We start from the raw sequence: 13,602 nt of genomic DNA on the forward strand, positions 1-13,602 counted from the left end.
GCAGCTGCCTGTTTCGAGCGTTGCCCCTACCTATTCAGGAGTCTGCCCCATGACCACCCCAGCGCCCTCTTCGCCGCTTCGTCGTACCAAAATCGTGGCCACGCTAGGCCCGGCCAGTGACCGCCCCGGCGTGCTGGAGGCCATGCTCAAGGCGGGCGTGGACGTGGTGCGCCTCAACTTCTCCCACGGCTCGGCAGACGACCATCGTCGTCGGCTCAATGACGTGCGCGAGATTGCCCAACGCCTGGGCCGCAGCGTGGCAGCGCTGGGCGACCTGCAAGGGCCCAAGATTCGTATCTCGCGCTTTATCGAAGGGTCCGTGCAGCTGGAAGTCGGCCAGCCCTTTGTGCTCGATATGGCGCTGGATGCCCAGCAAGGCACCACCGAGCGAGTTGGCTGCGACTACAAGGCGCTGATCGAGGACGTGCGCCCGGGCGATAGGCTGCTGCTCGACGACGGCCGCGTGGTGCTGGACGTCACCTCGATTAGCGGGCAGGAAGTGCACACCCGGGTACACGTGGGTGGCAAGCTTTCCAACAACAAGGGCATCAACAAGCAGGGTGGCGGCCTTTCCGCCCCAGCGCTGACCGACAAGGACAAGCAGGACCTGCAGACCGCCATCGAGATTGGCGTCGATTACCTGGCCGTGTCGTTTCCCCGCAGCGCGGCGGACATGCAGGAAGCCCGCGCCCTGCTGGGGGAAGCAGGCAAGGAGATCGGCCTAGTGGCCAAGCTGGAGCGGGCCGAAGCCGTGGCGGACGACGCAACCCTGGACGCCATCATCGTGGCCTCCGAGGCGGTCATGGTTGCCCGGGGGGACCTGGGCGTGGAAATTGGCGACGAAGCGCTGATCGGCACCCAAAAACGCATAATCAAGCACGCCCGCACGCTGAACCGCGCCGTGATCACCGCCACCCAGATGATGGAGTCGATGATCGAGTCGCCGCTGCCTACGCGTGCCGAAGTATTCGACGTGGCCAATGCCGTGCTGGATGCCACCGATGCGGTGATGCTGTCGGCGGAGACCGCCGCAGGCGACTACCCGGTCGAAACCATTGAAGCCATGAACCGCGTCTGCCTGGGCGCCGAACGGGAGCGGGTGGCCCAGGCGTCCGGGCACCGAATTCACGAGGGCTTCGAGCGCATCGATGAAACCATCGCCCTGTCGGCCATGTACGCCGCCAACCACCTGACGGGCGTGCGCGCCATCGCCTGCATGACCTCCACCGGCTACACCCCGCTGATTGCGTCACGCATCCGCTCTGGCTTGCCGATCGTCGGCCTGGCCCATAGCCCGATTGCCCAGCGCCGCATGGCGCTCTATCGCGGCGTGGTCTCGCTGCCGTTCGATACCAGCCAGATGGCGGCAGACCAGGTCAATGCAGAAGCCATCAAACTGCTCAAGACCCACGGATTGGCACGCCCGGGCGAGCATGTCATTCTTACCCGAGGCGACCACATGAACGCCCATGGCGGCACCAACACGATGAAAGTGCTGGCCGTTGACGCCGACTAATCCTTGCTCTGGAGAGCCCGACATGACCGATGCCCGCCCACCCCGCCAAGCCGTACGTACGCTGCCCGCGCGCAAGCGCATCGCGCTGATTGCCCACGACGGCAAGAAAACGGAGATGCTGGCGTGGGCGGAGCGCTGGAAGGATACGCTCAGCCAGCACACCCTGGTGGGCACCGGCACGACCTCGGGGCGGCTGACCACCTCGCTGGGCCTGCAGGTGGAAGGGCTGATGAGCGGGCCATTGGGCGGCGACCAGCAAATTGGCGCTCGGATTGCCGAGCAGCAGCTCGATATTCTGATCTTCTTCTGGGACCCCTTCGCCCCCCAACCCCACGACCCGGACGTCAAGGCCCTGCTGCGCCTGGCCGCCCTGTGGAACGTACCGGTGGCCTGCAACGCCGCCAGCGCCGATTTCCTGCTCTCCTCCCCTTACCTGGGGGAGCACTACGACATGGCCATTCCCGATGCCAACGCCTGGGCCCAGGCGCGCTCGGTGTGAGCGCCGCCCGGGCATTCGCCTCACATCTGAGTATTCAGCGGGAACGCAGGTGGCGCTCGACCACCTGCTGGCCAGGCTGGTAACGCCCGTTCATGGCATCCAGTGCACATTGCAGCGTCAGCTCGGCAATGCGGTCGTAATCCTGCAGTGCCGAATTGACCGGCTGAGGCAGGAAATCCAGCAGCCGATGATCGCCAAACGTGGCCAGCCGCAGCGACGCGGACAATCCGCCCCTGGCCAGCAGCTCGTCGAAGACACCCTCCATCAAGGCATAGGACGCGGTGACCAGCGCATCCACCGAGCCGTTCTCGAACGCCTGACGTGCCAACGCGACCCCGACATCGCGTTCGTAGCGCTCGCCGCTGAACGTCAGCGCCTGGATATTCTGACCGGCCAGCGCCTGCTGAAATCCGGCCCGCCGTTCCCGGCTCACCGACAGCTCGGGCATCGCATCCAGCCATGCCACCGTGCGCGTGGTGGGGCGGATGACCGAACGGGTCAACGCATACGCCGCTTGCTGGTCATTGCTGACCACGCTGGCAAAGCGGTGCGGTGCAAGCCCACGGTCCATGCCCACCACGCTCCAGCCCTCTTCCGCCAGGTCGGCATAAAAGGGGTCGTTTTCCGGCAGGCAACTGGCGGTGATCAGCACTTCACAACGCTGGGCCCGTAGCGCCAGCGCCAGCGCTCGCTCGCTCTCGGCACAATCATCGGAGCTGACCAGCAAAAGCTGATAGCCCCGCTCACGAGCGCCCCGCTCCAGCCGCTTGGCCAGCCGGGCATAGCTGATGTTTTCGAGATCTGGAACGATCAAGCCAATCAAACGGCTTGCGCCACGGCGCAGGGCAGCGGCCTGTGGGTCGATGTGGTAGCGATACTGGCGCACCACCGCCATGACTTTTTCGATGGTGGCGGCACTGATTCGCCGCTGTTCGGCCTGGCCGTTGATTACATAGCTTGCCGTGGTGCGCGAGACCCCGGCCAGCCGGGCAATATCGGCAAGTGTCATGCTGGTTTCCCCCCTAATAAAGACGGCAGTTTAGCAGCCGTTTCACCCTCTTCAGACCAAAGTCTAAAAAGACAACCCTTGTGTCTAAAAGTGAATCGATTCAGCATAGCCACTATACACAGGTGACACGATTCATCCAGCTAACCTCAACGCTCTACGACTAACGTTTTATGCGCGCACATTCGCCGCCAATCGCAGACGTTGCCGTTACCTGACCGCGTTTACAGGAGAACCCTATGCTGACCCTCGGCCCTGATGACATCTTGCTCGACCGCCATGCGCAGGATTGGCAAGCTGCACTCGATAGCGCCGCCAAGGCATTGGCCGAGGCTGGCCTGGTGGAGGCCGAGTACCGCGATGGCCTGCATGCCCGTGAGGCGCAGTCCTCTACTTATCTGGGCAACGCCATTGCCATCCCCCACGGCACCCCGGAAAGCCGCCATCTGGTGAAGCGTACCGGCGTACGCGTGCTGCAGTTCCCCCAAGGGGTTCAGTGGCATGACGGCAACACCGTGCATGTACTGGTCGCCATTGCTGCACAAAATGACGAGCACCTGGACATTCTGCGCCAACTGACCCACGTGCTGGACCGAGACGGCGTGGCCAGCGAATTGGCCAACGCCAGTTCAGCCGCCGACGTGGCCCGGCTGCTTTCCCGCCCCGCCGTGGCTCCCAAGCTGGACGCCGACACCCTGTGTGTCAACTTCCCTGCCCGAGACCCGCAGGAGCTGGCCTTGGCCGCCGCGGCCCGGCTGCGCCAAAGCGGCTGCGTCGACAATGCTTTCATCAGCGCCGTGGCCAGCTCTGCGCCACAGTGGTTGGGCAAAGGCCTCTGGCTCGCCAGCCAGGCAACGGGGGTACGCCAGCCCGCGCTGGGCGTGGCCACGCCCGCTGATGCCATCGAACACGACGGGCGCGCCGTCCACGCCCTCTTCTGCCTGGCGGCCAGCGGCGACAGCCACCGCCCGCTGCTCGAACAGCTGCTGGCACTGGTGGAGAGTGGCCAGAGTGAAAGCCTGATGGGCAAGAGCAGTGCCCAGCTGTTGGCGCTGCTGGCGGGAGAAACCGCCCAAACGCAAACACGCCGTGTGCGCGTTCTCAACCCCCACGGCCTGCACGCCCGCCCGGCCAAACAGCTGGTGCAAATCGCCCGCGCCCAGACCATGCCCATCAACGTTCGTCTGGAAGAGGGCAGCGCCACCACCGTCTCGGCGGCCAGTTTGACCAAGGTCATCGGCCTTGGCGCACGTCGTGGCCAGTGGCTGATCTTCTCTGCGGAAGGCGAGCAGGCCAGCCATGCCCTGGATGCCCTCGCCGCCGCCGTGGAAGAGGGCCTGGGCGAGAAAGTCACGCCCTTCGATGGCGGCCGCGAGACCCGCCCCGCCACCGATACCCGCCAGCCCGATATCACGCCACTGGCGGCCGATACCCCGCATACCGGCGTGGCGGCGTCTCCGGGGCTGGCCATTGCACCGGTGTTCGTCATTCGTCCGCTGGCGTTCGACTATCCCGAGCACGCCAACGACCCTGAGGCCGAAGCGCGCCGCCTGAGTGCAGCGCTGCAGGAAGGCGCCGCCCAGCTGCAGGCGCTGGTGCATAACGCGCCCGGCGGTGAAGTGGCCGACATCCTCTCCATGCATGAAGAGATGCTGGACGACCCCGAGCTGCGTCAGGCGGCGCTGGACGCCATCGGCGAAGGGCGCTCGGCGGAGGCTGGCTGGTGGGAAGCCATCGACACCGCCGCCCGTGCTCAGGAGATGCTGGCCGACCGGCTGCTGGCAGAGCGGGCCGCCGACCTGCGCGACGTCGGCCGCCGAGTGCTGGGTGTGCTGTGCGACGTGACTCTGCCCGAGCCACCCGACCACCCTTACATTCTGGTGATGGACGACATTGGCCCTTCCGATGTGGCGCGCCTGGATACCTCTCGGGTGCGAGGCCTGCTCACCGTTCGCGGCGGCGCCACCGCGCACAGCGCCATTCTGGCCCGTGCGCTGGGCATTCCCGCGGTGGTGGGCGCAGGCGAAGCGGTCATGGCGCTGGCCAACGGCGGCATGATGATTCTGGATGGCGAGCGCGGCCGCGTGATCTCGCAACCTTCCGAAGAGCGCCTGCGGCGCGCCGAACAGCAGCTGCTCGACCAGCAGCAGCGTGAAGCCGACGCCTGGGAGCTGCGCTTCGAGCAGGCCCAGACCCGCGACGGCCACCGGGTAGAGGTCGCTGCCAACCTGGGCAATACGGCCCACGCCGCCGATGCCGTCGAGCGTGGCGCCGAGGGCGTTGGTCTGCTGCGCACCGAGTTTCTGTTCATGGCCTACGCCAGTGCTCCGGATTTGGCGACGCAGATCGCCGAGTACCGTGAAGCCACCGATGCACTCGCTGGCAGACCGCTGGTCGCCCGAACGTTGGACGTGGGCGGCGACAAGCCCCTGCCCTACTGGCCAGTCCCCCAGGAAGACAACCCCTTCCTCGGCCTGCGCGGCATTCGCCTGGCGCTGACCCAGCCGGACGTGCTGGAAACGCAGCTTCGCGCCCTGCTGATGGCCGCCGTAGGCAAACCGCTGCGCATCATGCTGCCGATGGTCAAGGACGTGGCCGAATTCCGCGCCGCCAAAGCCATCTACGACCGACTGCTCAAGGAGATCACGGAGCAGCAGCGCGCCACCGACGTGCAGCTTGGCGTGATGATCGAGGTGCCCTCCAGCGCGTTGCTGGCACCGACGCTGGCCGCCGAAGTGGACTTCTTCTCGGTGGGCACCAACGACTTGACCCAGTACACCCTGGCCATCGACCGCGGCCACCCGGAGCTGTCTGCCCAGGCCGACGGCCTGCACCCAGCCGTACTGCGGCTGATCCAGATGACCGTCGACGCAGCCCACGCCCACGGCAAGTGGGTAGGCGTCTGTGGCGAGCTGGCATCGGATGCCATGGCGGTTCCGGTGCTAGTGGGCCTCGGCGTCGACGAGCTGTCGGTCAGCGCGCGGCAGATCCCGCTGGTCAAGGCCCGCCTGCGGGAGTTCGACCTGGCAGAAGCGCAGGCCACGGCGCAGCTGGCCCTGAGCAAGGCAACCAGCGATGACGTGCGCGATGCGCTGGAGGCTCGCTGATGGCACGAGTGGTCTGCATCACGCTGAACCCAGCCCTGGACCTCGCCTTCGACCTGGAGACGCTGACGCTGGGGCAGGTCAATCGCCCCACTCACGCCCAGCTGGAGGTGGCGGGCAAGGGGGTCAACGTCGCCAGGGTGCTGGCCAGCCTTGGCCATGAGGTGGTCGTCAGCGGCTTTCTGGGCCAGGACAACGACGCCCCTTTTCGTCTGGCCTTTCCGCATTACGGCGTTCAAGACGCCTTCGTGCGGGTGCCGGGCAACACCCGTATCAATGCCAAGCTTGCCGAGCAGAGCGGCCGGGTGACCGATATCAACGGCCCCGGCATGCCCATTGAAGCAGCTCATCTCAGCGCTCTGCGTACGACGCTCAACGGCCTGTTCGAGGACACTGCGCCGCAGGCCATCATCGTGGCAGGCAGCCTGCCGCCGGGCATCGACTCGGCCATCTTCAATGAGCTACTCGATTTCCTGAAAGGCTTTGGCGTGCCGCTGTGGGTGGATACCAGCGGTCCGGCACTGCTGACGGCCATCGCCGCCCAGCCTGCGGCGGTGAAGCCCAATGAAACCGAGCTGGCCGAGTGGGCGGGGCACGCCCTCGATTCCGATGCCCAGCGCCAAGCTGCTGCCCAGCGCCTGCATGCCAGCGGTATCGAACACGCGCTGATTTCCGCCGGTGCCGAAGGCGTCTTGTGGGCCAGCCAGTACGGCACCTGGCACTCGACGCCGCCCAGCGTTCACGCAGTCAACACCGTGTGCGCGGGCGACACCTTCGTGGCAGGCATGCTGCATGGGCTGCTGAGCCAGCACGACCCCGACGCCACGCTGCGCTTCGCCACGGCGCTGTCTGCCGAAGCCGTTCGCCATGTTGGCGTGGGCAACCCCCACGCCGACGATTTCGACTCACTCCAACAACAGACCCGGGTACGGCGTCTTGACGACACCCACACCGAGGGAGCCACGCGATGAACCTGATCCTGATTACCGCCTGCCCCAGCGGCATGGCGACCACCTTCCTGGCCGCCAAGCGCCTGGAACAAGCCGCCACCCGGCTGGGCTGGCACGTCCATGTGGAAATGCATGGTGAAATTGCCCCTCTGCAGGCGGCCACCGCCGCACAGATCGCCAACGCCGACCTGATCGTGGTCGCCGCCGACCAGGTACCGGCCCCGGAGCGTTTCGAAGGTAAGCGGCTGTTCAAGGCGCCGATTGCCAGCGCCCTTCCCGATCCTACGGCGTTTTTGACCCAGGCAAAACGCGACGCCCCCCTGTACAGCGCCCCAGCCACCACCGCAGCGGCCCCCGCTGGCAGCCCAGGCGGCCAACGTATCGTTGCCGTCACCGCCTGCCCCACCGGCGTTGCTCACACCTTCATGGCCGCCGAAGCGCTGGCCGAAGCGGGCAAAGCCATGGGCCACCAGATTCGCGTGGAAACCCAGGGCTCGGTGGGCGCACAAAACAAACTCACCGATGAAGAGATCGCCGCTGCCGACGTGGTCGTGCTGGCCTGCGACATCGAAGTGGACCCCTCTCGCTTTGCGGGCAAGCGCATTTATCGCACCTCCACCAGCAACGCGTTGAAAAAGCCCCGCCCGACGCTGGAAGCCGCGCTGACTGACGCAGCGGTGGAAGATGGCACCAGCGCCGCTGGCGGTGCCTCGGCCAAAAAGGGTATCAAGGAAAAAGGCGTATACAAGCACCTGCTGACCGGCGTTTCCTTCATGCTGCCCATGGTCGTGGCGGGCGGTCTGTTGATTGCCCTGTCGTTCGTGTTTGGTATCGAAGCGTTTCAGGAAGAGGGCACCCTGGCGGCAGCATTGATGCAGATCGGTGGCGGCACCGCCTTTGCACTGATGATTCCCGTGCTGGCAGGCTACATTGCCTACTCGATTGCCGACCGCCCCGGCATCGCCCCCGGCATGATCGGCGGCATGCTGGCCGCCAATATCGATGCCGGTTTCATCGGCGGCATTCTGGCCGGTTTCCTGGCCGGCTATGTGGCGCTGGCCGTGACGCGGTACGTCAAGCTGCCTGCCAGCGTGGAATCCCTCAAGCCGATTCTGATCATCCCGTTCGTGGCCAGCCTGGTCACCGGCCTGACCATGATCTACGTAATCGGCGAACCCGTGGCCGCCATCATGGCCGCCCTGACCGGTTTCCTCTCCTCCATGGGCTCTACCAACGCCGTACTGCTGGGCATTCTGTTGGGCGCCATGATGTGCTTCGACCTGGGTGGGCCCGTCAACAAAGCCGCCTACACCTTCGGCGTGGGCCTGCTGGCATCGCAAACCTACGCGCCCATGGCGGCCATCATGGCAGCAGGCATGGTGCCTGCCATTGGCATGGGCATCGCCAGCTTTGTGGCGCGCAACAAGTTCTCTGCCCCTGAGCGGGAAGCGGGCAAGGCATCGTTCGTGCTGGGCCTGTGCTTCATCAGCGAAGGCGCGATTCCCTTTGCCGCGAAAGATCCGCTGCGGGTGATTCCGGCCTGTATCGCGGGTGGTGCGGTGACCGGCGCGCTCTCCATGCTGATCGGCGCTCAGCTGATGGCGCCGCACGGCGGTATCTTCGTGCTCCTGATCCCCAACGCCATCACCCCGGCGTTCCTCTACCTGGGGGCGATCATTGCGGGCTCCTTGATTACTGGCCTGGGCTATGCGTTCATCAAGCGCGGTGCTGCACAGGTAGCGGTGGCCAGCTAACGGTTGCACATTGGCCTTACCAGGGGCGGGCCCAGGCCCGCCCTTTTTGTAGTCACGCCCCCCAGCTCGCACCAAATCTAGTTTTATTACTCTTTTTCTAACGACTTAAGCTACAAAGCGCTTTCATGGCGCCCGATATGTAGTATTTTTACATAAACAAGAATCACGATTGGAGCCCCCTCTGATCTGAAACAACGATGTAAAAACAAATAGGACCGCCCGTTATGTTTCAACTCACCCGCAGCGTTACCTGGCAGGCCCTAGAGCGCCTGCGCGATCAAACCGCCAACGACCGTATTCGCGACTATTTTTCCCACGACCCGAAGCGCTTCGAAAAAATGAGCCTGCGCGTCGGAGGCCTTTTTCTGGACTACTCCAAGCACCAGGTGTCTGATGCGGTACTGGCCAAGCTGATCGAACTGGCCGACCACTCGGCCCTGGTACAGCGCCGCGCTCAGATGTTCTCCGGCGACATCATCAACGTCACCGAAAACCGCCCGGTGCTGCACACCGCGCTACGCCATCTGGGCGACGAGCCGGTCTACGTGGACGGCGAAGACGTGATGCCCGAAATCACCCGCACCCGCGAGCAGATCAAGGTGTTCTCCGAGGCGGTGCGTAACGGCGAGTGGAAAGGCTATAACGGCCAGCGTATCAAGGACGTGGTCAATATCGGCATTGGCGGCTCGGACCTGGGCCCCAACATGGCGGTGCGGGCGCTGCTGAAATACCGGCATCCGGAGCTACACTTTCACTTCGTGTCCAACGTGGACGGCACTCACATTCAGAAGGTGCTCTCACGGCTCGACCCCGCCACCACGCTGTTCATCGTTTCTACCAAGACCTTCTCCACTCAGGAAACCCTGCTCAACGCCAAGACTGCGCGGCGCTGGTTCCTGGAGAACGCCGGGGAAGACGCCGACGTGGGGGCGCACTTCATTGCCGCCTCCACCAACCGCAAAGCGGCCATGGAGTTCGGCATTCGTGAAGAGAACGTGTTCGAATTCTGGGCCTGGGTGGGCGGCCGCTACTCCATGTGGTCTTCCATTGGCCTGCCCATTGCGCTCTCGATTGGCTTCGAAGGCTTTATCGAGCTGCTGGAAGGCGCCCACGAGATGGACCGCCACTTCATCGAAGCACCTTTCGCCCAGAACATGCCCGTATTGATGGCGCTGATCGGCATTTGGTACATCAACTTCATTGGCGCCGAAACCCAGGCCATCGTGCCCTACGACCAGGCGCTGAACCAGCTGCCCTCTTTCCTGCAGCAGCTGGACATGGAGTCCAACGGTAAGTCGGTGGATATTTTCGGCCACCCGGTGAATTACAAAACCGGCCCCATCGTGTGGGGGCAAACCGGCTCCAACGGCCAGCACGCGTTCTTCCAGCTGCTGCACCAGGGCACCCGCTACGTGCCCATCGACTTCATCGCTTCGCTCAAGCCGGAGCCGGGCGTGGAAGACCACCACTTTGCCCTGCTCACCAACATGCTGGCCCAGGCCAACGCCTTCATGGAAGGCAGCCAGGGCGACAGCAAAGAACTGAGCCAACTGGACCCCTACAGCTGTCCCGGCAACCGCCCTTCCAGCACGCTGTTGCTGGACGAGCTGACTCCGAAGAACCTCGGCGCGCTGATTGCGCTGTATGAGCACAAGGTGTTCGTTCAGGGCGTGATCTGGAATATCAACTCCTTCGACCAGTGGGGCGTGCAGCTCGGCAAACGCATTGCCGGTGAGATCAGCGAGCGCATCGACGCCAACGCCGCCGACTTCGACGCCTCCACCCAGGGCCTGCTGGAACTCGTCCGCGCCCACTTCCCGGGCACCGCACACCGCGCAGACCCCGAAGCCGGAGACAAAAAGCCCGCTCGCAAGAAGCGTTAGGCTCAAGCGGCATTGACTGATGGCCTCCACTACGGTGGGGGCCATTTTTTTATGCCCAGACTTACGCAGTGCCCCGAGCCCAGGTAGCGAGTCGTTACAACCCACCGGCCACGCTTTCCCCATAGGGATAAAATCACCGCTTTTCACTGACACTGCCTTTTATTTTCCCTATCGGGAAAGTTCGGCTACTATAAGTATTCCAGTCCGGTAATTTTCCTTATAGGGAAACGGGAGCGTATATGCCTACCCTACCTGCCCCAACCAACACAGCGCTTTATTCGATTGAATCCGCCAGCAGTCTTGGCCTGATTATCCGTCAGGCTCGTAAACGCCAACATCTGACCCTGGAAACCCTGGCGGGACTGTGCGGCGTCAGTATTCGCTTTTTAAGTGAACTCGAAAACGGCCGCGACACATGCGGCATGGGCAGAGTATTGCGCGTCCTGGAAACACTCGGTATCGAGCTTTTGGCACAGCCAATGGATAGCGATTCATGACCACTGAAACGCTCATCGTGTGGCAGAACCACCAACGGGTGGGCACACTCTGGCGCGGCGCAGATAGCCGCCTCATGGGCTTTGAGTATGACGCAGAGTGGCAAGCTAGTGGACAGGCCATTTCCAACAGCCTTCCTTTACACCAACGGACATGGCCGCCCGAAGCACTGACTGCCCATCATTGGTTCGGCAACCTACTGCCAGAAGAGCAAGCACGTGCGGCGATTATCCGCCAACTGGGCATTCCTGATGACGACTTCTCGCTGCTGACCGCGCTTGGTGGAGATTGCGCCGGGGCACTGTCGATTCTGCCGCCTCATCAACTACCAGAGCCTGCGTCCAGCAATAACGACGGTACGCCACTGCCGCAAGAAAGACTTAACGAGTGGGCGGCCTTTCAACAACGTTATGCGCTATTTGCAGCGTCACAACCAGCCCCCAGGCCACGTCTTTCACTGGCCGGTGCACAAGACAAGATTCCTGTGATCTGGCGTGAGGAAGCTTTTTATTTGCCCCAAGGCACTGCTGCCTCTTCGCATATCATCAAGTTTGCGGTAGATGGACGCGACCAAGTTATTTTCAATGAGCTTTACCTCAACACGCTGGCCAAGCTGGTCGGCATCGAGTGCCCCCGCACTTCAATACGTTATGCAGGGAAGTGCCCACTATTAGTGGTTGAGCGTTACGATAGAGCATGGGTCAACGGCTCTCTGCAACGCGTGCATCAGGAAGATTTATGCCAGGCAATGGGCAGACCGCGTACGCAGAAATACCAGGAACACGGCGGACCGACGCTGGCCGACTGCTTTCATCTGTTACGTGAGGTATGCAGGCCACCTGCCCCAGCATTGCAACAGTTGCTCCGCTGGCAAATTTTTAACGTATTGGTAGGCAACAGTGATGGCCACGCAAAAAACGTGTCATTACTACAAGATGCAAAAGGCAAATGGCGTATTGCTCCCGCTTACGACTTGGTGGGCACCATTGTTTTAGGATATGACCCTAGCCTGGCATTCTCCATTGGCAACCAAAACAACACCATGCAGCTTTTATCTCGTGACTGGAAGCAGCTGGCGACGCAGAGCCAAATTAGCTATCCATTCATCAAACGAGAAATTGAGCGACTTAAAGCGCTACTGCTTCGATTTGTTGACTCCACAGAAATGCAGCAAGCTTTAATAGAGGCAGGGCTATCCGAGGGCGCTTGGCCACGTTTACAAAAACAGCGCCACCACATCGTAAAACAGTGCAAGAAAGCAGCGCATTGGTGACTTCATTCTCTTGCTAAACCCAGCTCCCAGGTAACGAAAAACGAGCATCCTAATGAACTACCTTTACCAGGCAGTCCAACGCTGCCCCGCGTGGCGGTATACGGCACGTTAAAGCACGGTCATCGCAATCATCATTGGCTGGGCGGCGCAGACATGCTGGGCAAGGACTGCTTGACGGCGATTACGCTTTACGACCTGGGCCCCTACCCCGGCGCCAAGCTCATACCCTCCACAGGCGTTGTGGTGGAAGTGTATGCCATCGATGCCGAGCGGCTAGCCCGGCTCGATGAGCTGGAAGATTACCTGCACCACTCCCCCCAAAAAGGGACCTACGACCGGGCGGTGCTGGCGACCTCTCATGGCGATGCCTGGTGCTACCTCTACAACCCCGCCGTCGAGGAAGCATCGCTCATTCGCCGCGGCGAGTGGTAAACCGCGCCAGCGCTCCTTGCGTATCCACGATCTGCGCATACTCCCCCGCCAGATTGGCCAGCGACATGGCGTGCACTTCATCGGCGGTACGCTCCGTGCCCGCATAATCGCACTTGGCAAACGTAAACGTCGCGTCGCTCACGACCCAGGTATCGAAACCGAGATTGCCTGCGGTGCGCGCCGTGGCTTCCACCGAGTTGCTGGTGCTCACCCCAACCACCACAAGATCACGGATGCCCCGAACGTGCAACCAGCGCTCCAGGCCTGAGTGAACGAACGCGTCCGGCACGTTCTTCTCGACCACATGCTCGGAGGGCAAGGGCGCTAGCGCTGGCTGAAACAGGACGCCGCTCTGCCCGGGCCAAAACGGTGAGCCAGGTGAGCGCGAGATATGTCGCACATGTACGACCACCCCGGCAGCTTGCCGCCAGGCCATCAATAGGCGCTGAATATTGGCCTCTGCCTGCGGATTATTGCGTGCCCCCGCGTCAGGCGTCGCCATGCCCTGCTGCATGTCGATAATCATCAACGCCACTGCTGGGCTGGCTTCATGTTGTTTCATGGTGACTCTCTCAAATGGACAGTTGCAGCCAGTTTACGTCGCCCCACGGCGTTTCCCAACGGCATCGAGCAGTTGATGGCCTACCGCTGCCCCTTGCTTGCAGAGCACGACAAACACCCTATACTGTA

The 13,602-nt window shown here is 62.8% G+C and carries 11 protein-coding genes; 9 read left to right on the plus strand and 2 right to left on the minus strand.

The genetic code is table 11. The annotated features are described in order from the left end of the window. Positions 1–49: 49 nt before the first annotated feature. Entirely contained in the window at positions 50–1,516 is a 1,467-nt protein-coding gene (gene pyk, locus FEU76_RS16510) for a pyruvate kinase (RefSeq protein WP_144984414.1), read from the plus strand. 22 nt (positions 1,517–1,538) lie between these two features. After that, positions 1,539–2,015, plus strand: a complete 477-nt coding sequence (locus FEU76_RS16515; RefSeq protein ID WP_039179513.1) for a methylglyoxal synthase — start codon at positions 1,539–1,541, stop codon at positions 2,013–2,015. Positions 2,016–2,049: 34 nt separating this feature from the next. On the opposite strand, the gene cra is transcribed toward FEU76_RS16515, so the two are convergent. Next, a complete protein-coding gene (cra, locus tag FEU76_RS16520) occupies positions 2,050–3,024 on the minus strand; it encodes a catabolite repressor/activator (protein WP_144984417.1) in 975 nt (324 codons plus the stop codon). Between the two features lie 236 nt (positions 3,025–3,260). On the opposite strand from cra, the gene ptsP reads away from it, so the two are divergent. From ptsP to FEU76_RS16555, 7 genes are all read left to right on the plus strand, one after another. Further along, complete coding sequence (gene ptsP / locus FEU76_RS16525; RefSeq protein ID WP_144984419.1) at positions 3,261–6,128, plus strand: phosphoenolpyruvate--protein phosphotransferase; 2,868 nt, start codon at positions 3,261–3,263, stop codon at positions 6,126–6,128. Further along, a complete protein-coding gene (pfkB, locus tag FEU76_RS16530; RefSeq protein ID WP_144984422.1) occupies positions 6,128–7,096 on the plus strand; it encodes a 1-phosphofructokinase in 969 nt (322 codons plus the stop codon). Before ptsP ends, pfkB begins: the two co-directional genes overlap by 1 nt. Continuing rightward, the gene (locus FEU76_RS16535) at positions 7,093–8,829 is read left to right on the plus strand and encodes a PTS fructose-like transporter subunit IIB (RefSeq protein WP_039179502.1); all 1,737 of its coding nucleotides are present in this window, start codon (positions 7,093–7,095) and stop codon (positions 8,827–8,829) included. The genes pfkB and FEU76_RS16535 overlap by 4 nt, the downstream gene beginning before the upstream one ends. 224 nt (positions 8,830–9,053) lie before the next feature. After that, positions 9,054–10,712 (plus strand): glucose-6-phosphate isomerase, encoded by a 1,659-nt coding sequence (gene pgi / locus FEU76_RS16540; RefSeq protein WP_016914231.1) that lies wholly within the window; start codon positions 9,054–9,056, stop codon positions 10,710–10,712. 239 nt (positions 10,713–10,951) lie between these two features. Further along, the gene (locus tag FEU76_RS16545) at positions 10,952–11,209 is read left to right on the plus strand and encodes a helix-turn-helix domain-containing protein (RefSeq protein ID WP_052196421.1); all 258 of its coding nucleotides are present in this window, start codon (positions 10,952–10,954) and stop codon (positions 11,207–11,209) included. Next, complete coding sequence (locus FEU76_RS16550; RefSeq protein WP_144984425.1) at positions 11,206–12,480, plus strand: type II toxin-antitoxin system HipA family toxin; 1,275 nt, start codon at positions 11,206–11,208, stop codon at positions 12,478–12,480. The genes FEU76_RS16545 and FEU76_RS16550 overlap by 4 nt, the downstream gene beginning before the upstream one ends. A 90-nt stretch (positions 12,481–12,570) precedes the next feature. Continuing rightward, complete coding sequence (locus FEU76_RS16555) at positions 12,571–12,912, plus strand: gamma-glutamylcyclotransferase family protein (RefSeq protein ID WP_260851416.1); 342 nt, start codon at positions 12,571–12,573, stop codon at positions 12,910–12,912. Here FEU76_RS16555 and FEU76_RS16560 read toward each other — a convergent pair. Then, entirely contained in the window at positions 12,890–13,474 is a 585-nt protein-coding gene (locus FEU76_RS16560; RefSeq protein ID WP_144984431.1) for a cysteine hydrolase family protein, read from the minus strand. The genes FEU76_RS16555 and FEU76_RS16560 overlap by 23 nt on opposite strands. Between the last annotated feature and the right edge of the window lie 128 nt (positions 13,475–13,602).

This window comes from Halomonas sp. C22, assembly GCF_007655045.1.
Lineage (GTDB): Bacteria > Pseudomonadota > Gammaproteobacteria > Pseudomonadales > Halomonadaceae > Vreelandella > Vreelandella hamiltonii.

Excerpts from the sequence above, each read along its gene's own strand:
- pyk (WP_144984414.1), top strand. The coding sequence starts at position 50 with ATGACCACCCCAGCGCCCTCTTCGCCGCTTCGTCGTACCAAAATCGTG.
- FEU76_RS16515 (WP_039179513.1), top strand. The coding sequence starts at position 1,539 with ATGACCGATGCCCGCCCACCCCGCCAAGCCGTACGTACGCTGCCCGCG.
- cra (WP_144984417.1), bottom strand. The coding sequence starts at position 3,024 with ATGACACTTGCCGATATTGCCCGGCTGGCCGGGGTCTCGCGCACCACG.
- ptsP (WP_144984419.1), top strand. The coding sequence starts at position 3,261 with ATGCTGACCCTCGGCCCTGATGACATCTTGCTCGACCGCCATGCGCAG.
- pfkB (WP_144984422.1), top strand. The coding sequence starts at position 6,128 with ATGGCACGAGTGGTCTGCATCACGCTGAACCCAGCCCTGGACCTCGCC.
- FEU76_RS16535 (WP_039179502.1), top strand. The coding sequence starts at position 7,093 with ATGAACCTGATCCTGATTACCGCCTGCCCCAGCGGCATGGCGACCACC.
- pgi (WP_016914231.1), top strand. The coding sequence starts at position 9,054 with ATGTTTCAACTCACCCGCAGCGTTACCTGGCAGGCCCTAGAGCGCCTG.
- FEU76_RS16545 (WP_052196421.1), top strand. The coding sequence starts at position 10,952 with ATGCCTACCCTACCTGCCCCAACCAACACAGCGCTTTATTCGATTGAA.
- FEU76_RS16550 (WP_144984425.1), top strand. The coding sequence starts at position 11,206 with ATGACCACTGAAACGCTCATCGTGTGGCAGAACCACCAACGGGTGGGC.
- FEU76_RS16560 (WP_144984431.1), bottom strand. The coding sequence starts at position 13,474 with ATGAAACAACATGAAGCCAGCCCAGCAGTGGCGTTGATGATTATCGAC.